Annotated in this window: 19 protein-coding genes; 5 read left to right on the forward strand and 14 right to left on the reverse strand. The window is 68.0% G+C overall.

All coding sequences use genetic code 11. The annotated features are described in order from the left end of the window. The first annotated feature begins 74 nt into the window (after positions 1–74). Positions 75–1,502, forward strand: a complete 1,428-nt coding sequence (locus tag ACFVJ5_RS09825; RefSeq protein WP_379219507.1) for an amino acid permease — start codon at positions 75–77, stop codon at positions 1,500–1,502. 30 nt (positions 1,503–1,532) lie between these two features. Continuing rightward, positions 1,533–2,153: a TetR/AcrR family transcriptional regulator gene (locus ACFVJ5_RS09830; RefSeq protein ID WP_379219509.1), complete on the forward strand. Its 621-nt coding sequence runs from the start codon at positions 1,533–1,535 to the stop codon at positions 2,151–2,153. Here the strand turns inward: ACFVJ5_RS09830 and ACFVJ5_RS09835 are convergent. Further along, positions 2,136–4,199, reverse strand: a complete 2,064-nt coding sequence (locus ACFVJ5_RS09835; RefSeq protein WP_379219511.1) for an AMP-binding protein — start codon at positions 4,197–4,199, stop codon at positions 2,136–2,138. The two genes, ACFVJ5_RS09830 and ACFVJ5_RS09835, sit on opposite strands and share 18 nt — an antisense overlap. 317 nt (positions 4,200–4,516) lie before the next feature. Here ACFVJ5_RS09835 and ACFVJ5_RS09840 point away from each other — a divergent pair, with 317 nt between their 5' ends. Next, on the forward strand, positions 4,517–7,114 hold the full coding sequence (locus tag ACFVJ5_RS09840; protein WP_379219512.1) for an ATP-dependent Clp protease ATP-binding subunit: 2,598 nt from the start codon (positions 4,517–4,519) through the stop codon (positions 7,112–7,114). A 56-nt stretch (positions 7,115–7,170) separates the two neighbouring features. Here the strand turns inward: ACFVJ5_RS09840 and ACFVJ5_RS09845 are convergent, their stop codons facing one another. The 4 genes from ACFVJ5_RS09845 to ACFVJ5_RS09860 all read right to left on the reverse strand — a co-directional run bounded on the left by ACFVJ5_RS09845 (position 7,171) and on the right by ACFVJ5_RS09860 (position 11,031). Further along, complete coding sequence (locus ACFVJ5_RS09845; protein WP_379219513.1) at positions 7,171–7,563, reverse strand: hypothetical protein; 393 nt, start codon at positions 7,561–7,563, stop codon at positions 7,171–7,173. Positions 7,564–7,691: 128 nt separating this feature from the next. Further along, positions 7,692–8,519, reverse strand: a complete 828-nt coding sequence (locus ACFVJ5_RS09850) for a lytic polysaccharide monooxygenase (RefSeq protein WP_379219515.1) — start codon at positions 8,517–8,519, stop codon at positions 7,692–7,694. A 419-nt stretch (positions 8,520–8,938) separates the two neighbouring features. Next, entirely contained in the window at positions 8,939–9,736 is a 798-nt protein-coding gene (locus ACFVJ5_RS09855) for an N-acetylmuramoyl-L-alanine amidase (RefSeq protein ID WP_379219517.1), read from the reverse strand. 56 nt (positions 9,737–9,792) lie between these two features. Continuing rightward, positions 9,793–11,031: a cytochrome P450 gene (locus ACFVJ5_RS09860; RefSeq protein ID WP_379219519.1), complete on the reverse strand. Its 1,239-nt coding sequence runs from the start codon at positions 11,029–11,031 to the stop codon at positions 9,793–9,795. Positions 11,032–11,247: 216 nt separating this feature from the next. Here ACFVJ5_RS09860 and ACFVJ5_RS09865 point away from each other — a divergent pair, with 216 nt between their 5' ends. Continuing rightward, on the forward strand, positions 11,248–11,802 hold the full coding sequence (locus tag ACFVJ5_RS09865) for a TetR/AcrR family transcriptional regulator (RefSeq protein ID WP_379219520.1): 555 nt from the start codon (positions 11,248–11,250) through the stop codon (positions 11,800–11,802). 38 nt (positions 11,803–11,840) lie between these two features. On the opposite strand, the gene ACFVJ5_RS09870 is transcribed toward ACFVJ5_RS09865, so the two are convergent. The 4 genes from ACFVJ5_RS09870 to ACFVJ5_RS09885 form a co-directional block, all read right to left on the reverse strand. Next, entirely contained in the window at positions 11,841–12,218 is a 378-nt protein-coding gene (locus tag ACFVJ5_RS09870; RefSeq protein ID WP_379219521.1) for a DUF5313 family protein, read from the reverse strand. After that, entirely contained in the window at positions 12,215–12,676 is a 462-nt protein-coding gene (locus ACFVJ5_RS09875; protein ID WP_379219523.1) for a MarR family winged helix-turn-helix transcriptional regulator, read from the reverse strand. The genes ACFVJ5_RS09870 and ACFVJ5_RS09875 overlap by 4 nt, the downstream gene beginning before the upstream one ends. A gap of 96 nt (positions 12,677–12,772) precedes the next feature. Further along, positions 12,773–13,651: a siderophore-interacting protein gene (locus ACFVJ5_RS09880; RefSeq protein ID WP_379219524.1), complete on the reverse strand. Its 879-nt coding sequence runs from the start codon at positions 13,649–13,651 to the stop codon at positions 12,773–12,775. 31 nt (positions 13,652–13,682) lie between these two features. Next, positions 13,683–14,294, reverse strand: a complete 612-nt coding sequence (locus ACFVJ5_RS09885) for a TetR/AcrR family transcriptional regulator (RefSeq protein WP_379219525.1) — start codon at positions 14,292–14,294, stop codon at positions 13,683–13,685. A gap of 127 nt (positions 14,295–14,421) precedes the next feature. Between ACFVJ5_RS09885 and ACFVJ5_RS09890 the strand changes: the two genes are divergently transcribed. Then, the gene (locus tag ACFVJ5_RS09890; RefSeq protein WP_379219809.1) at positions 14,422–14,808 is read left to right on the forward strand and encodes a nuclear transport factor 2 family protein; all 387 of its coding nucleotides are present in this window, start codon (positions 14,422–14,424) and stop codon (positions 14,806–14,808) included. 46 nt (positions 14,809–14,854) lie between these two features. Here the strand turns inward: ACFVJ5_RS09890 and ACFVJ5_RS09895 are convergent, their stop codons facing one another. From ACFVJ5_RS09895 to ACFVJ5_RS09915, 5 genes are read right to left on the reverse strand one after another with little or no spacing between them, the layout of a single operon-like run. Beyond that, the gene (locus tag ACFVJ5_RS09895) at positions 14,855–16,060 is read right to left on the reverse strand and encodes a cytochrome P450 (RefSeq protein WP_379219527.1); all 1,206 of its coding nucleotides are present in this window, start codon (positions 16,058–16,060) and stop codon (positions 14,855–14,857) included. After that, positions 16,057–16,659 (reverse strand): ATP/GTP-binding protein, encoded by a 603-nt coding sequence (locus ACFVJ5_RS09900; RefSeq protein ID WP_358059650.1) that lies wholly within the window; start codon positions 16,657–16,659, stop codon positions 16,057–16,059. Before ACFVJ5_RS09900 ends, ACFVJ5_RS09895 begins: the two co-directional genes overlap by 4 nt. Further along, positions 16,634–16,984, reverse strand: coding sequence for a DUF742 domain-containing protein (locus ACFVJ5_RS09905; protein ID WP_194827562.1), 351 nt, complete (start codon positions 16,982–16,984; stop codon positions 16,634–16,636). Before ACFVJ5_RS09905 ends, ACFVJ5_RS09900 begins: the two co-directional genes overlap by 26 nt. Further along, a complete protein-coding gene (locus ACFVJ5_RS09910) occupies positions 16,981–17,394 on the reverse strand; it encodes a roadblock/LC7 domain-containing protein (protein WP_379219528.1) in 414 nt (137 codons plus the stop codon). Before ACFVJ5_RS09910 ends, ACFVJ5_RS09905 begins: the two co-directional genes overlap by 4 nt. Further along, entirely contained in the window at positions 17,372–18,751 is a 1,380-nt protein-coding gene (locus tag ACFVJ5_RS09915) for a sensor histidine kinase (protein ID WP_379219530.1), read from the reverse strand. The genes ACFVJ5_RS09910 and ACFVJ5_RS09915 overlap by 23 nt, the downstream gene beginning before the upstream one ends. Positions 18,752–18,856: the final 105 nt, after the last annotated feature.

The following is an 18,856-nucleotide window of genomic DNA, read 5'->3' on the forward strand; positions in this document are numbered from 1 at the left end:
GCGGTTGCGCGTGGCGGTGTACTCGGAGGAGCCCACCGTGACGCGGCGGTGTGCGCCGATGGAAGGAAACGCGAATGTCTTTCGCAGAGCTGCGCACCCAGATGTTGCGCCGCAAACCCCTGATAGAGGTCGACGACGAGATCCCCAGCGATGAGCGCCTCGCCAAATCACTCGGGCTCTGGCAGCTCACCGCGATCGGCGTCGGCGGCATCATCGGCGCGGGCATCTTCACGCTGGCGGGCTCGGTCGCGCACTCGGTCACCGGTCCGGCGGTGCTGATCTCGTTCCTGATCGCCGGTGTCGCCAGTGCGGCGGCGGCGCTGTGCTACGCCGAATTCGCGGGCATGGTCCCGAAAGCGGGCTCGGCCTACACCTACGGCTACGTCTCGCTCGGTGAGCTCGCGGGCTGGTTCATCGGCTGGGATCTGCTGCTCGAGTACATCGCGGTGGCGGCGGTGGTCGCGATCGGCGTATCGGGGTACTTCGGGTTCCTGCTCGATCAGATCGGGCTCACCCTGCCGGAGTGGATGCTCGGCGCGCCCGATACCGGCGACGGCCGGGTGGTCGACCTGTTCGCGGTGCTGTTCTGTCTCGGCACCGCGTGGGTGCTCTCGCGCGGCATCGGCAGTGTCGGCCGGTTCGAGACGGTCGCGGTCGGCATCAAGGTCGCTCTGGTCGTGCTTATCGTGGTGCTCGGGGTGTTCCATATCGACAGCGCCAACTACGACCCGTACTTCCCGTTCGGCACCGGCGCGGTGTGGACGGGTGCGGCCACGGTGTTCTTCGCCGTGTTCGGTTATGACGCCATGAGCACCGCGGCCGAGGAATCCATCGACGGGCGCAAGCATCTGCCCAAGGCGATCATCTACTCCCTGGCGATCGCAATGGTGCTCTACGTGCTGGCCACACTCGTGCTCACCGGTATGCAGAAGTACACCGAGATCAGCCCGACCAGTGGTTTCTCCACCGCGTTCGAATCGGTCGGGATGCCGGGCGTCGCCAATATCATCGCGGTCGGCGCGATCGTGGGCATCGTCACCGTCGTGCTCACCTTCATGCTCGGCGTCACCCGGGTGTGGTTCGCGATGAGCCGCGACGGGCTGCTGCCCATTTGGTTCGCCAAGACCCACCCCACCCGCAAGGTGCCGACCAGGGTCACCTGGATCGTCGGCTTCGGCGCCGCGATCCTGGCCGGCGTGCTGCCGATCAACACCGTCGCCGAACTCACCAATATCGGCATCCTGATGGCCTTCATCGTGGTGTGCATCTCGGTGATCGTGTTGCGGCGCACCAGGCCCGACGCCCCGCGTTCGTTCCGGCTGCCGCTGATGCCGGTGATCCCGCTGGTCGGGATCGGCTTCTCGGCCTACCTGATCTGGTCGCTGCCGTGGGAGACCTGGGTGCGCTTCCTCGGCTGGCTGGTCGTCGGCCTGATCGTGTACTTCGCGTATTCGCGCAAGCACTCGGTGATGAACCGGACCGCGCCGGAGCCGAGCAAGTAGGACGGCGGCGGACTGTGCTGTGATGGGTCGATGAGATCGGAGCAGGACGCCGCGGCGGGCGCGAGGCAGGCGCGCGCGCCGCGGCGGCGCGATCCCGCGAAAACGCGCGAAGCGATCATCGACGGACTGCTCGCCGCGGTGACCGCGGGCGATTTCGCACCGACCGCGCGCGAGATCGCCGCCAGAGCGGGCACCTCCGAACGCAGTGTCTTCGTGCACTTTCCCGATCGGGAAGCATTGCTCGTGGCCGCGACGGAGCGCCAGTCCGAGATGGTCGAGGCGTGCCTGGTCGTCCCGGACCCCTCGCCTGCCCTGGCCGAGCGGATCACGGTCGCGGTGGCGCAGAGCGCCGCGATCTTCGACCTGCAGCGTGTGCCCCGGCTGCCCGGCCTGCAGGAATCGCGATCGATCGACGCGATCGACGAACGGATGCGGCGCACCGACGAACGCATCCGTGCCGTGCTGGCCGCGCTGTTCGCGCCCGAACTGTCCCGGCCCGACGGTGAGTTCGACGACGGGCTGCTCGATCTGGTCGACGGCGCCCTGGCCTGGCCGACGCGGCACCATCTGCAGGACCGGCGCGGGCTGTCGAGCGAACAGGCGTCGGCGACCATCGAGCGCGCGGTGCGGTTGCTACTCGCTCAGCGCTGACCCCGGCACGAGCACCCGCTTGAGGATCTTGCCGGTCTCCCCGCGTGGCAGCGCGCTCAGGAACGTGACGTCACGCGGGACCGAGAATCGACTCAGCCGGTTGCGGATGTAGGTCCGCACCATGTCCGAATCCAGTCCCGCCCCTTCGCGTTTCACCACGAACGCGGCCAGCCGCTGACCGAACTCCCGGTCGGGGACGCCGACGACCGCGACTTCACTGATCTGCGGCAGGTGGGCGAGCGCCTCCTCGACCGGTCGCGGGAAGACGTTCTCCCCACCGGAGATGATCATCTCGTCGTCGCGGCCCGCCACGAACAGCCGTCCCGCGGCGTCGAGGTATCCGAGGTCGCCGGTGTCGAGCATGCCGTCGGCCTCCTCCGGCGGCGCGGAGTTCACATAGCCGTCGAAGAGCATGTGATTGGCGACGAAGATGTGTCCGGTGGAGCCGACCGGCACCGGCCGCAGGTCGGGACCGAGCACCGCGACCCGGGTCCCCAGCGGCGGGCGACCCGCGGTCGTCGGCGACACCCGCAGGTCGTCGGGGGTGGCGACGCTGGCCCACGAGACCTCGGTCGAGCCGTACACGTTGTAGAGCACGTCGCCGTAGCTGTCCAGGAATCGCAGCACGGTGGCCCCGGCCAGCGGCGCGCCACAGCTGACCACGAACCGCAGGCTCGACAGATCCAAGCCCGCACGGACCTCGTCGGATACCTCGAGCAGACGTTCCACCATCGTCGGAACCACGATCAAGGTGGTGATCCGGTGTTCGGCGACCGCGCGCAGGCAGTCCATCGCGTCGAAGCCGTCCGACAACACCACGGTGGCGCGCAGCGCGGTGCTCAGCTGCAGCCCGGCCAGACCCCAGGTGTGGAACAGCGGCGCGGGAATGAGCATGACCTCCTCCACCCGCAGCGGGATCCGCGAGAGCAGCGCGGCGATGGTGCCGAACCCCTTGGCGTGCGGGCGGCGCGCGCCCTTCGGCGAACCGCTGGTGCCGGAGGTGAGCACGATCAGTCTGCCGGGATGGGCCGGGATCGGGAAGTCGGTGTGCGCCTGGGTGATCAGGTCGTCGATCGTGGTGCGGTCCGGGTCGGGCGGACAGTTGTCGGTGGTATAGCGCGGTACCTCGCTGTGCAGGTAGCGGATCAGCGTTTCCAGCGCACCGTCGACGAAGACCGCGCTCAGCCGGTGCCGCTGCACGATCTCCTCGATCCGTCGCCCCGACAACCCCGCGTTGAGCAGCGCCACGTCGACGCCGAGTTTGCCTGCGGCGACCATGGTTTCGACCATGCCCGCGTGATTGCGCGCCAGCAGGCCGATGGCGTCGCCCTTGCGCAGACCGATCGAGTGCATCGCCGCGGCCAGCGCGGTGGATCTGGCGTCGACCTCGGCGAAGGTGCGGTGCCCGCCCGCATCGATCAGCGCGAGCCGATCGGGTTCGTAGGCCGCGCCCGCCGCATAGCCGCCTGCCAGGTTGAAGCCCCACTTCGACAGGGAGCGAAGCTGTCTCACGATCGACACCGGCTCGGGCCGCATCAGCCCGGTGGCCGCGATGCTGCGCGCCACTCCGGCATTGCGGCGCACCATCGAGCGTTCGGCGTTGACCACCACCGAGGAACGGGTGCCCGCGATCGAGTCCGCGGTACGGCGTAGTCCCGCCTTCACCCAGTCGGTGACCAGCGAGTTGCCGCCCTGCTCGACCAGGGGATGGATCCGCGCGGTCGCGAACAGGGTGATATCCAGGCGCGTGCGCTGCTGGTCGCCGCGCAAGCGGATCGCGGCGAAACTGCCGAGGACCGGGCTGCGCAGTTCGAAACTCTCGTACCAGCGGCCGATGACGAGGATGAACTCGTGCGTGCGGATACCGCCGCTCGCCGATCCGACCCGCACCTGCCAGTGGACCGCGCCGTCGGGGCGTTCCACCGGTTCGCAACTGCCGATCCCGGTAAACATGCGTGGGTAGCTCTGGGGATCGAGCAGTACATCCCACAACGCTTGACGCGCGATCGTGAAATCCGCGCTGACATCGATGACGTCGGTGACCAAACTCCGTGCTCTACTTCCCGTCGGCCTGTTCGACCCAGCTGGTCGGCGGGCAAAAATGGGCGCTGCGGCCGATACCACCTCGCGGGTCGCCACGCTACCCGGCTGCGGCGCCCCGTCATCAAGAATCAGACAAAACCGGTGGCTCGGGAGCGTTTCGGCCGGATTTTGGTTTGTGCGCCACACCTGCCGACATCGCCGATGTGAAACTGTCCAATCCCTTGCACACCCTTCGAGGATGCCGAAGTATTGCTGGCAGTACCGACCCGATCTGCATGAGTCGCCGTGACACACGGCGCGACGAGCGAAGAGGTGTGGACATGACAGCGAGCTGGCCGAGTTCCCGGGATCCCTTCGACGACATCTTCCAGCGGTTCTTCGGTTCCGGAATGTCCTCGAAGCCACCTGTACAACGCATCGATCTGGGCAAGCTGATGACCGACAACGCGAAGTTGCTGGTCGGTACCGCGCGCGAGGCGGCGCAGGAATGGGGCAACCCCGAAATCACTCCCGAACACCTGCTGTACGCGGCCACCGAAGCAGAACCCGGGCGCAGCATCGTCGCCGAGCTCAGCCTGGATCCCGACCAGGTCGCCGAGCAGATGGAGGACTACCTCGACACCGGCAGGCCCAGCGAGGACGACCTCGCCGACATCACGCTCAGCCCCGCCACCAAGGTCGCGCTGCGCGCCGCCCAGCGCCAGGCAGCCCAGGCAGGCAGCAGCTACATCGGCCCGGAGCACATCCTGCTCGGCATCGCCTCACTGCCCGACAGCGTCGCCGCGCAGGCGCTGGTCGCCGGGATCGCGGCCACCCAGAGCGGCGGCGTGCCCGCGCCGGGAACCCCGATGGCGACCGCGCCGTCGAAGCGGCAACAGCCGGAATCGGACACGCCCACTCTGGACGAGTACGGCCGCGATCTCACCGCCGAGGCCCGCGAGGGCCTGATCGACCCGGTTGTCGGCCGCGCGGAGGAGATCGAGCAGACCATCGAGATCCTGTCGCGGCGGCGCAAGAACAACCCGGTGCTGATCGGTGATCCCGGTGTCGGTAAGACCGCGATCGTGGAGGGTCTGGCCCAGCGCATCGTCAACGGAGACGTGCCGGTCACCCTCGCCGACCGCCGCGTCATCGCGCTCGATGTCGGCTCGCTCGTGGCCGGGAGCAAGTATCGCGGCGAATTCGAGGAGCGCCTGACCAAGATCCTCGACGAGGTCCGCGCGCACAAGGACGAGCTGATCATCTTCATCGACGAGCTGCACACCATCGTCGGCGCCGGTGGCGGCGGCGAGGGTTCGATGGACGCGGGCAACCTGCTCAAGCCCGCGCTGGCCCGTGGTGATCTGCACGTCGTCGGCGCGACCACCATCGACGAATACCGCAAATACATCGAGAAGGACGCCGCGCTGGAACGCCGGTTCCAGCCGGTGATGGTCTCGGAGCCCTCGGTGGAGGACACCATCGAGATCCTGCGCGGGCTGGCCGATGTGTACGAGGAGCACCATCAGGTGCGTTACTCCGACGAGTCGCTGGTCGCGGCCGCGCAGCTGTCGGATCGCTACATCACCGACCGGTTCATGCCCGACAAGGCGATCGACCTGATCGACCAGGCGGGCGCCCGGGTCCGGCTCCGTTCGGGCACCCCCGACCCGGCGGTGAAGGCCAGGGACGAGGCGATCGCGCGGCTGTACCGGGAAAAGGACGCCGCGGTCGACAACGAGGACTACGAGAAGGCCACGGCGCTCAAGGCCGACATCGCCGCCGCCGAGGACGAGCTCGAGGAGTCCGGTGCCACGCCCTCGGAGCCGATCGTCGATGTCGTCGACATCGCCGAGGTGATCTCCAAGCGCACCGGCATTCCGGTGGCCGATCTGACCGCCGAGGAGAAGCAGCGCCTGCTCCAGCTCGAAGACGTCCTGCACAAGCGGGTGATCGGGCAGAACGAGGCGATCGTGGCGATCGCCGAGGCCGTGCGCAGGGCAAGGGCCGGGCTCAAGGATCCGAACCGGCCGATCGGGTCGTTCCTGTTCCTCGGCCCCACCGGTGTCGGCAAGACCGAGCTCGCCAAGGCCCTCGCGGAAGCGGTCTTCGGCGACGAGGATCGGCTGATCCGATTCGACATGAGCGAGTTCCAGGAGAAGCACACGGTCTCGCGCCTGGTCGGCGCCCCGCCCGGATACGTCGGCTACGACGATGCCGCGCAGCTCACCGACAAGGTGCGGCGTCAGCCGTACTCGGTGATCCTGTTCGACGAGGTCGAGAAGGCGCACCCCGATGTGTTCAATGTGCTGCTGCAACTGCTCGATGACGGGCGCGTCACCGATTCCAAGGGCCGCACAGTCGATTTCAAGAACACGATCGTGATCATGACGTCCAATATCGGGTCGCACGTGATCCTCGAGGCACCACCCGGCGACCTCGACTCGATCGTGCCGCAGCTCGAAGAGCTACTGCGCCAGCACTTCCGGCCCGAGTTCCTCAACCGGATCGACGAGCAGATCGTGTTCCACCGCCTGGACAAGGAGCAGCTGGAACAGATCGTCGAACTGATCCTGGATCGCACCCGGCGCATGCTCGCCGCCCAGGACATCGAACTCGAGATCAGTCAGTCCGCGGTGGACTGGTTGAGCGAGCGCGGTTTCCAGCCCGAATTCGGGGCGCGGCCGTTGCGTCGCACCGTGCAGAAGGAGCTCGACAACCGGGTCTCGCGACTGCTCCTCGACGGCGGACTCGACCCCGGCGGCACGGTGAAGGTCGACACCGCCGACGACGACCTGGTCGTCACCGCGGTGAACCCGGCAGGTTCGCCCGACACCAATGGTTCGGCGCCCGCGCCCGCGACGACGAAATCGGCGAAGAAACCCGCCAAGAAGGCCGCGAGCAAGAAGGGTGACGACAAGAAGCTCGCGTCGAAGTAGCGCAACGACGACTGTGGCCCGGTTCGTACGAACCGGGCCACAGTGTTGTCGTGAGGTCAGCCGCCGGTGACCACGCAGGATTCCCCGAAGCGGAAGCCCCGGCCGACCGTCACATTCGCGCCGCTGGCGATGCCGTCCTGGACGGCGGTCATCGTGTGGGCGCCGGTGTAGGACGGCACCCAATTGAACATGGCGACGCCGTCGGTCGGAGCGACCACGGCCAGCAGCTCGCCGTTGTCGTAGAACGCGACAGGAATGATGCCGACACTGAGCCTGGCCAGCAATTGATGGGTGCATCCGGTGCCATAGTTGGTTGCCGAGCCGACGCTGAGGTTGGGTTTCACCGTCAATTGCGAAACACCGGCCGAGGCAGTGGGCGCCCCGAGGGTCGCGGCCAGCATCGCCGTCCCGAGGGCAGCAACGGTGATGGCGAATTTCCTGTCACTCATATTTCTCACGTCCTTGTGCTGCGGGGCCGACCGAACGCGAGGCCGGCGAGTCGGTCCCCATCCTCACCCCATCGCGGGACCGATGGTGGGAGAACACACGAACCGTTTCGCCGACCTCGTCGCGCCGACTACAGCCGCGACCAGAGTGCGGGAGTGTTCGGCGGCGTCCAATTCGGGTCGTGCACGGTGTGCGCCTGCCTGCAGCTATAGGTGACGCCCCGGTAGGTGACCTTGTCACCGATGGCATAGGTGGCGCCCTGACTCCAGGGCGATCCGCCGGGGGCGGCCGTGGTTGTCGGATGCTCGTGCCCGGGGGTGGTCGTCGCCGGCGGTTTCGTGGTCGGGGCCGGGGGTTTCGTGGTCATCGCGGGCGGCGCGGTGGTCGGGGCCGGGGTGCTGGTGGTCGGCTGGGTGGTGGGTTTCGTGGTTGTGGGCGGTGTGCCGCCTCCGCCGCCCACCTCGAGATCGACGCAACTGTAGAAGGCCGCTGCGGTATCACCGATATTCCAGACCGCGCGCAATTTCTGACGGCCGGAATAATTCGACAAATCAACGGTATGGGTCACCTCCATGGCCGGCTGTTCGTTCCGGCCGTCGAACACGGCGATTCTGGTATTGCCGATGAAGTATTCCCAATTCAGCGTGCGATGGTTCGCGGTGTTCTTCCACGTGAATCTCGCACTGCCGGAGACTTTCTGCGGCACCCAGCCGAGGCTGTCGTCATCGAGTTCAGGGTATTTGTTCGCACTACAAGTGGTGAGACCCTTCGGTCCCTCCACACTCTGCGGTTCGTATTTCACCGCACCGCAGGGCACGAGGCCACGGGCGCATTGTTCCTGCCTACTCGCGGGACCGGTGATCCAACCGTGCGCGGTGGCACTCCCGGCGGGCACCACCGCGGTGACGATGGGCGCCAATGCCATTGCTCCGGCGAAGAACAGGATTCGACTTCTCACTATCAATACTCCTTGGAAACGCACGCGGAGGACGACAGGGGCCGGCTTGCCATCCGGGAAACATTTCGAGCGATGACACTGAACACCTCGATATCGAACTGTGATTCCGAAGATTAGGGTGACGAAGATCATCCGTCAACCGCCCCGGTAGCGAAAAATACTGCTACCGGCCGGTATTCGCGGATCGTTTCGCAGCAGTGCGAATACAGCGAACAGCCGCGTTTGGAACCAACCGGTATCCACCCGAGGCAAACGGCCGGTTAATATCGCAGCTGTGCGGGGTGTACAGATTTGCCAGCGGTTGTCGATAGGTAGCCATGTCGGCAACAAGCTGTCTTACTGTTCGAGGGTGGGCACCCACAGCAGGGGCCTGGCGAACTTTGCGCGACTCCTCCAAAAGAGGCGGGCGCGCGCCCGAATCAGCCGAGGAACGCGAGAATTCCGGCGGTGACGAGTTCGGCGTAGCGGGCCCGGCCCTGCGGGGTCTCGATGAGCGCGGCGTCGGTTGCCGAGCGCATGTTCCCGCATTCGACCAGCGCGCTCGGCCGCTCGGCCAGGTTGAGCCCGGCCAGATCCGCCCGCGGATCCAGTCCCGCCGACCCCACATAGGTCGAGGGCACCGCGCCACCGGCGACCATCGCATCACGCAACGCTCTCGCCAGTCGCGGCCCCGCCTCGGCCTGCACCGGGTTCAGCGGAGGTTCGGCGTAGGCGATGTGGAATCCGTGCGCGTCCGCGCCGGTATTGCCGTCGGCGTGGATCGAGACCACCGCGTCGGCGCCCGACTGATTCGCGATCGAGGCGCGCTCATCGACACACGGTCCGACGCCGGTGTCGTCGGCGCGCGTGAGGATCACCCGAACCCCGCGTGCGGCGAGCAGGTCGCGCACTCGCAGGGTGACGTCCCACGTGAACTCGTGCTCGGTGTAGCCACTCGCGGCCGAGGTCCCCGTGGTGTTGCAGGCTTTCGTTCCGCCGCGCCCGTCGGGCACCGGTGCGTTGATCTGCGCGAGATGGGTGGCATTGCCACCGTTGTGACCGGGATCGAGGACAACAGTGTGGTGCACGGCGGGCGAAGTGGGCGGCACGGCACTCTCCGAGGAAACGGCCGTCGCGGTCGGCGTCGTCGGGTTCGCATCCGTGGTGGTGGACGCGCAGCCGGCGAACAGCGCTGTGGCCGCGAGCAGGCAGGCGGGCAGGAACAGACGGGAACGCACCCCGCCACCGTGCCACACCGTGCCGAGGACCCGGCCTCGTCTGCGCCGAACCGTGTTCAGCGGTGGGTGATGCGCAGCGGAAGAGTCGCGTGACGACGGGCGAACAGGCTGGGCACCCAGCGTGGCGGCTCCTCCTCGATCAGCTCGAACCGCTCGGTGCGCTCGAGCAGCAGGGTGATCGCGGCGGTCGCTTCCAGCCGGGCCAACGCCGACCCGATGCAGAAGTGGGCGCCCGCACCGAATGCCGCGTTGGCACGTCCACGCCGCCGGTCCAGATCGATGACATCCGGATCCGGGTAGACGGCGGGATCGCGATTGGCGGCGCCCCACAGCAACAGCAGGTGGCTGCCCGCGGGCAGGTCGACGCCGCCGAGCCGAGTGTCGGCCACGACGTGGCGGTGGTGGCCACGAAAGGGCGACTCCAGGCGCAGCGCCTCGTCGAGGAAGGCGGGGACGAGCTCGGGTCGTTCGCGTAGACGGGCCTGCAAGGCCAGGTCGGTGGCGAGCAGTCGCGCCGCCGAGGCGATCAGACCCGCGGTCGACTCCCCACCCGCACCGATCAGCTGCACCACGATCAGTACCGCCTGCTGCTCGTCGATCGTGCCCGCCGCCATCGCCGCGACGAGTACCTCGAGCAGCGTTCGCGGCGAATCTCGTTCGTCCACTCGGCCTTTCGCCTCATTGATCGCGAGGTACGCGTAGTGGGCGAGCTCGGCCGCGGAGGTGATCAGCTCGGTCATCCGGCCCTCGGCGACGATACCGCCCAGCATCTCGGTGGAGTCGTAGGCCAGCGAGAGCAGTTTCGGCACATCGGCTTCGGGCAGACCGACGAGTTCGGCGATCAGCGCCAGCGGCAAGCGATCGGCGACCCCGGTGGCCCAGTCGATCCGATCGCCGTCGAGTTCTGCCGCCCACAACCGTTCGGTCAGTGCGGTGACGAACGGGCCGAGCGTGCGAACCCGTTTGGCCAGAGCCGGTCCGACGATGCCGCGGTGGGCGGCATGGACGTCACCGTCGGCCGTGGCGAGCACGTGGACCGCTTGCCCGGTCGCGTCGAGGTCGAAGGTCATCGGCGCCGCCCCCGGTTGGGCGACGAGCACGCCGGTCAGATGCGAGGAGAACTCCGCTGGGCGCCGGGTCGCCTCGGCGACCGCGGCCCACGAGGCGACGAGGAAGAAGTCGGTGCCGGGTACCCGGTAGACGGGCGCTTGTTCGCGCAGGGCGCGATACATCCGATAGGGGTCGTCGAGCACCGCCGCGTCGAACAGGTCGATCGCTTCGAGGTCCGTGGTCATGGCCGCCGCCTTTCCTGGTCGGGCTGTCGGCGCTCACCGTGTATCGCGGCGAGGCATGCGGTCAACGGCCGTCTCGGAGTGAGACAAATGAGCAGCTGCATCGCCGGGCAACCCGCCGCGCACTTCGTCGAAAAATACCCTCAACCTGGCTAGATTCGGCTAGACAGATTCTATCGAACGTCTCATGCTGAGATGGACAAGGATGGAGGCTCCCCGGTGACCGACCAAGTGGACTGGCTGGCCGGCGGTGACCGACGCACCATCGCGACCGACCGCATCGAACGCGCCGCACTCGCGCTGTTCCTCGAACGCGGCATAGACAACGTCACCGCCGACGACATCGCCGCGGCCGCGGGCTGCTCGCGCGCGACGCTGTATCGCTATGTCGGCGGCAAACCACGACTGGTGCGCGCCGTGATGGTCAGGGCCGCGGCCTCCGTCGTCGCGCGCGTGGAGGGGGTCGTCGACTCGGTCCCGCCCGGCCGACGACCCGTCGAAGCGATCCTGGCCGCCGTCGCCGCGATCCGCGCCGACCCGGTGCTGCGCCAGTGGCTGATCCGGCACCGCTCCCCCGACACCGACGAATTCCTCGCCGGCGCACCGGAACTCGGTCACATCGCGACCGCGTTGACCCGGATCACCCCCGACGACGAGGCCGCGGGCTGGGTGGTGCGCGTCGTGTTGTCGCTGCTCACCTGGCCGCTGCCCGATGCCACGGCGGAACGTCACCTGGTCGAACGATTCGTCGGGCCCACTCTGCATGCGGGCTGAGTCCCCGTTCGGTCTACGCGTCCGCGATCCGTTGCGGCTCAACCGCGGTGGTGGCGACTCTCGTAGGCAACGCGCTCGGCTTCGGTACGACGGCGTTCGGCCTCGTTCGCCAACTCGGGATCGAAGCCATGGCTGACCAGGCGGTGCCGCCGGTACACGTAGACCAACGCCACGGTGAAGTAGACCAGCGGCAGGTACAGCAGCGCCGTCATCGACAGCCCTATCCACAGCGGGCCCGGCACCAGCAAGAACAGACACAGCACCGGGAGCACCGGCAGCAGGAAGCGCATCAGGTATCGGCGGGTCGCGCCGGGGCCGGTGAGGTCGGCCAGCACCCAGTCCGACATCGAGGGCGGCAGGGTGCCGCCGGTGATGTAGCGAACGCGCTGCCAGAGATTCGGGGTCGAGTTGCTCATTGCTGCTCCCTCACATCGGATGCGCGTCGCGCGGCCGCGTTCACCCGGCCGAGGACATCGCGCAATTCTTCCAGGTCCGCCAGGCTCACGCCGAGCCGTGCCACGACGGCGGGCGGAATCTGCTCGGCCTGTTCACGCAGGTCACGGCCCGCCTCGGTGAGGTCGATGTGCAGCGTGCGCTCGTCGTGCGGATCGCGGCGGCGGGTGATGAGACCGGCGGATTCGAGCCGCTTGAGCAACGGTGACAACGTCGCGGAGTCGAGCTGGATCGCCTCGGCGACGGCCTTCACCGACATCGGCGCCTCACCCCAGAGCGCGAGCATCACCAGATACTGCGGATGTGTCAGGCCGAGCGGTTCCAGCAGCGGCCGGTAGACCGCCAGCACCGATCGATTGGCCACCGCCAGGGCGAAGCACACCTGCCGGTCGAGCCGCAACGGGTCGTCGAGCTCCTGCATCGTCCACCACCTTTCTTAGCCCACACACTATTACGCCACTAATAGTTAGTGCAATAACTATTAGTGGCGTCACAGACAGATGGTGGACGACCTACGTCAGTCCTCGTCGACGACCGGCGGCTCACCGGCGGCGGCGCGGCGCACCTTCTCGCGGCCGTTGTCCTCCTCGGTACGGCCCTGACGCCAGTAGCCGGTGAAGGTGATCGCGCGCTTGTCGACACCACGGTCACGGACCAGATTGCGCCGGGTGAGTTTCACCAACTCGGCCTCACCCGAGATCCACGCGTAGGGCGCGCCCGCGGGGAGCTCGGCGGCGCGGACCGCGTCGACCACCGCATCCCCGTGCGGGCGATCGCCGCGATGCACCCACTCGATCCGCACGTCGCCGCGGGTCTCGAAGCCCTGCTCGTCAACCGGGCCGTCGACCTCGATGAACGCCCGCACCGGCGCACCCACGTCGAGGCGTTCGATGATCGCGCCGATCGCCGGAACGGCGGTCTCGTCACCGACGAGCAGCTGCCACTCGGGATCGGCCGGCGGGGTGTAGAGCGCGTGCGGCGGGCAGAGCAGGCCGATCTCGTCGCCCGGCGCCGCGGTCGACGCCCAATCCGACGCGGGGCCCGCGTGCTCGGCGTGCAGCGCGAAGTCGATATCGAGTTCGCCGAGTTCGGGCCGTTGCGCGCGGACGGTGTAGGTCCGCATCGGCGGGCGGATCTCGTCGGGCATCGCGAGATAGCGCTGGTACCAGCTCATTACGCTGCCCGAGTCTTCCAGGGGCGGCGGCACGACGGGACGCGGCCTGCCCGGGAGCGGGAAGAAGAGCTTCGTGTACTGGTCGGGCCCGGCGTCGACGAGGGCGGCCGGATCCTGACAGCCGAGGGTTACCCGCACCATGCGCGGCGTCAGCCGTACCGCGCGACGAACCGTCAGCGGCGCGTAGACCATGGCCGGTCGATTCACAGTCCCAGTCGTCATTAGGCAAGCCTAACCTACTGCGGCGGCGGTACTAGCTGTCCCGGTCGACGGCCAGGCCGGAAACGATCTGCTCGATCACTGCGCGGACAGCGACGATATCCCCCGCGTCCGCCGAATGCGCCAGGTATTGCGCCGCCTCGTCCAGCGCACCGACCACCACCAGCGCCAGCGGGCGCACCGGCTGCTTCCTGATCCGGCCGGCGGCCATGGCACCGGCCATCGCGTTCTCCACCAGGCCGATGGTGTGGCGCAGCTCGATCTCGCGCCACCGGGCCCACCCGAGCACCGCGGGCGCGTCGAGCAGCGCGATCCGGCGCACCTCGGTCGCGGTCGAGGCCTGCAACCACGCCAGGCAGCCCACGATCAGGCTCGCGATCGGATCCGCGGCACGCGCCTCGGCCACGGCGGTGGCGATCACCTCGACCAGGCTGCGCTCGAGATCCTCGAACACCGCCTCGAACAGATCCCGCTTCTCACCGAACTGGTGATAGAGCGCGCCGCGACTGACCCCGGCGGCCTCGGCCACCGCGATCGTACTCACCGCGCCATACCCGAACTGCCCGAACAGCTCTCGCCCGGCACGGATCACCGCGGCACGTGTCGAGGCCGAGCGTTCGGCTTGGGTCCGGCGATCAGGATTCATGGCGACGTCGAAGTCTAGGGCAGGACGGCGGTCGCGGCAGATCCGAGGCCCTTCGCCCCTTGACCGGCCACACCGAATTCGGGAACATACAGTCATCCTGTTTGTATATTGGAAGGGCTTGGGGACCATGTCCGATGCCACCAAGGATCTGTTCGAGCGCTATCACGCCTGCTGGGCCGAACGCGACCCCGACCGGATCGCCGCGCTACACACGCCCGATTCGGTCTTCCACCTACACTCCGGGGGCGCACCCGCGCACGGGCGGGCCGAGATCCGCACCGCTGCGGCGGAAACCTTCGCCCTCGTCCCCGATCTGACCTTCACCCAGGTCGACCTGCGCGTCGGCGACGACTTCTGGGTGGTGCGATGGACGCTGTCCGGCACCTCGGTCACCGGCGGCGCCGTCGATGTGGACATCGCGGACATGGTGACCGTCGAGGACGGCGCGGTCAAGGCGAAGCACACCTACGTCGACGGTGTGGCCATGCAGGCCGCACTCACCGCGCCCGCCTGAATCTCGTGGAGTGGTGTGGCGGACCAGCGCTGCGTGCGGTCTGATCTCAGGGCATCGGCAGTGGCGGTGTCTTCGGGAAACTCACGGGCAACGCCGCGAGCGACCGATGGAACGGGCCGGGCCGCCACACCAGGTCCTCGACAGGCACCGCCAGGGTCAATTCCGGGAGCGCGTCGAGCAATTGGTCGATCGCGTCCTGCACGATCAGGTACGCCACCGGCTTGGCCGGACAGCCGTGCGGACCCGCGCTCCACGCCAGGTGCGCCCGGTTGTCGACGACATCGCGCCCGGCGATGGCCGGGTCGTTGTTGCACGCCGACATGCTGATGACGACCGGTTCGTGCGCGGGCAGCCAGGTGTCCTCGACCAGGATCGGCTGACGCGGGTAGGTCATGCAGAAGTTGGCCAGCGGCGGGTCGGTGAACAGCACTTCGTCGAGCGCGTCGCGCGTGGACAGGCTGCCGCCGAGCACATTTCCGGCGAACCGGTCGTCGGTGAGCATCAGCCGCAAGGTGTTGACCACGAGGTTCAGCATCGGCTCGATGCCCGCGCCGTAGAGCACCAGCAGCTGGTGCACCATTTCCTCATCGGTCAGCGTCGCCGGGTGCTGCAGCAGACGGGTGGCGACATCGTCACCGGGTTCGCGCTGGCGCAACCCCACCAGATCGGCCAGCGCGGAGGCGAGCAGGTTGTTGCCCGCCTCGGCGTCGTCACCTTCGAAGATCTGCGCCATCCCGGTGGCGACCTGCTGCCCGATCTCGGGCGTGCACCCGAGCATCGAGTTCAGCGCCTGGAACACCAGCGGAAACGCGTACTGGCTCAACAAGTCCGCCGACCCGGTCGCACAGAAGCTGTTGATCAGCGGGATGGCGAACTGTTCGACAGTGCTGTGCATCGCGTACAGATCCACCCCGGCGAGCCCGGCGACATTGGCCTGCCGATACCGGGTGTGCTCGGCGCCGGTGGTGCGCAACGCGGCCGGACGGAATTGCAGCATCGGCAGTACCGGGCAGTCCAGCGGGATATCACGTTCCCACATCCGTGGGTCGGCCGGAAAGTGCTCCGGATCGTTGAGGATGCGCACGGCGGTGTGGTAGCCGACCACCAGCGTGGCCCGAATACCCGGCGACAGCTCCACCGGCACCACCGAGCCGAATCGGCTCCGCATCTGCTGGTAGGCCGCCTGCGGATCCGCCGCGAACTCGGGTGCCCACATCGCCACCCGCTCGCCGGCGGCGATATCGACCGTCATGACGCTGTTGCTTCCTGTCTGCGAAAGAGATATTCCGCCAAGGTGATCAGTGCGCGCAGCCCCTGATCACGGCGCCGTGCGTCGAGTGCGATCACCGGAGTATCCGGTGCGAGGTCGAGTGCCTCACGCACTTCTTCGAGGGGATAGCGGCGGAATCCTTCGAATTCGTTCACCGCCACCGCGTACGGCACGCCACGCTGTTCCAGCGCCGAGAGCACGTCGTCGGCCTTCTCGATGCGCCGGGTATCGACGAGCACCAGCGCGCCGAGGGCGCCACGAGCCAGTTCCTCCCACAGCGGGGCGAACCGTTCCTGGCCCGGCGTACCGAACAGGTACAGCGCCAGTTGGGGATTCAGGGTGATGCGGCCGAAATCCAGTGCGACCGTGGTCGACACTTTGCTACCGAGGCCCGCCATGTCGTCGACACCGATACTGGCCTCGGTGATCGTCTCTTCCGTGCGCAGTGGCCTGATCTCGGACACCCCGCACACGAAGGTGGTTTTGCCGACACCGAAATTGCCTGCGACCAGGATCTTCACCGACCGTGTCACGGTTTCCGCGACGTAGTCGACCTCATCCCGCGATGGCGCGGAGGCCATGCAGCACCTCCTTGATCAATGCGAGTTCCGGCTTGACCTGTGCCGGGGTGGGGCAGTGCAGGTGACCGCTGTCGAGCAGATCGGAGACGATGATCTTCACGACGGAGGCGGGCAGGTCGAGATAGGCCGACAGCTCGGCGATCGACAGGGCGCCGCGGCGGCTGGTGAGGGCCAGCAGGCGACGTTCGTCGGGGCGGTGATCGGGACGTGCGTCGTCGACGGCACGGACCAGGGTCACCAGGTCCAGATCATGGGCGGCACGCACCCGCCCGCCGGTGCGTACATAGGACCGCACCAGATCGGGATCGCGCCTGCCGCGGCTCAATTCCTCCCGCCTAGACGGGGCGCGCTGCCGATCTCGTGGCCGACGCGCGAGGCGAGCTCGTTCATCCGATGCGCCACCAGCGCGACGTCGACGTCGGGGGTGGTGGCGACGCCGAGCAGCGCGCCCGCGCCGGCGGCGGTGATCATGATCATGCCCTCGTCGTACTCGGTCATGTTCTGGCGCACCGCGTTCGACGGGCCGCCGCAGAACTCACCGAGCGCCTTGCCGAGCGAGCGCAGGCCGGAGGCGGCCGCGGCGAACCGCTCGGCGTCGTCTTTGATCACGCCACGGGAGTGGGCGATGCGCAGTCCGTCCTCGGACAGCAGGACCGCGAAGCGGACGCCGGGGATCTCGAGATCCTCGAGCAGCCACGCCAATCGGTTGGTGCTATCGGCTACCGGTGTGCTCATCGGCTGTTCCTTCCGTGGTTCGCTCGGCCGCAGCGGCACGACCGCTGCGGGATCCGCTGCGCCAGGCAGCGGCGAGGTCGGGGCGCGCGTGCCCCGACTCGGTAGTTACCCCCGCCGAATCCGGGGCAACCGGTCTGCGGCGGCGTTTGGGCAGCCCGCCGCTGGTGATCTCGTGGACGTCGGCGCCGGGCGACTCGATCTCGGCGACCGGCACGGGAATGTGGGCGGGCGCGGCGAGTTCGGGCTCGGGCAGCCGCGGTGCATCCCCACTCACCAGCAGCGCCGACGGTACATACACCATGGCCCGCATGCCACCGAAGATGTTGGGCCCGTCGACGTGCACGGAGAATCCGTAGCGCCGGGCCAGCGCCGCGATGCCGGGGAAGCCGACCTTCGGCGCGGGGCCGAGATCGTGAATGTCGACCGGACGTTCGCCGCTGAGCACCAGGCGCGCGTCCTCGAGCTGCTCGGGGCTCATCCGCATGCCCGCGTCGTCGATGATCACGGTGACGCCGTGATGACCCTCCTGGAAACCGATCTCGACGAACGACGAGGGCGGCGAGTAGCGCAGCGCGTTGTCGAGCAGGGTCGCCATGGTGTGCACGAGCGGTTCGACCGCGCGGCTGATCACGACCCGGTCCGACTGCGCCGCCCGCACGCGCAGGAATTCCCTGACCCGCCCGGTGGCACCGCCCGCCACATCGGTGAGCGACTGCTGTGGCCACCGGCGACCGGGCAGACCGCCGGAGACGATCACGTAGGACTGCGCCTGCCGGATCATCTGCTGCACGGTGTGGTCGATCCGGGTGAGTGTCTCGTAGATCGCGTCGTCGCGATGCTCGCGCAGTGCGGCACTGACGACCTGTCCGAGGTCGGTGCCCAGGCTCACCACCGAGGTGCCGAAGGAGCGCACCGCGGCGCTCGTGGCCGCCCGCGAGGATGCAGAGAGCTCACCGCGGGTCTGTTCCTGGGCGGCCTGTATCTCACCGAGGCGACGCTGCTCGACATAGCGTTCGACCATCGTCCTGGTTTCCTCGGCGACCACGCGCAAATCCTCGGCATGGCCCGTGGCAATCCACTGCAGCGCCTGGCCGAACTGCGAATCACCCAGTTCCACCGGCAGATCCACCGCGACCGAGGGGATCTCGTGGCGGCGTACGGCGGCGGTGATCGCGGGCAGGGTGTTCTGCGCCAGCTGCACCAAGGCGTTCTCGCAGGCGAGACGTTCCCGGATGGCGGCGTCGGCCCGCTGCCGCTGTCGGCGCTCGTTCCGCATGGCCATGACACTGACCGCGATCGCGAGCAGTAACAGCGGCGCACCGATGACGAGCAACAGCACCGCGATTCCTGAGTTCATCAGATCTTTCGTCGTCCTCGACCACACGGCGCTGTTGCCGGTGGCCCTCGCCGGCCGGCCCGCCGAGGCATTCGCTGTCCACCGCGGGGTGATTTCGGATACCCG

The sequence above is a fragment of the Nocardia sp. NPDC127606 genome (assembly GCF_042671725.1).
Classification (GTDB): Bacteria; Actinomycetota; Actinomycetes; order Mycobacteriales; family Mycobacteriaceae; genus Nocardia.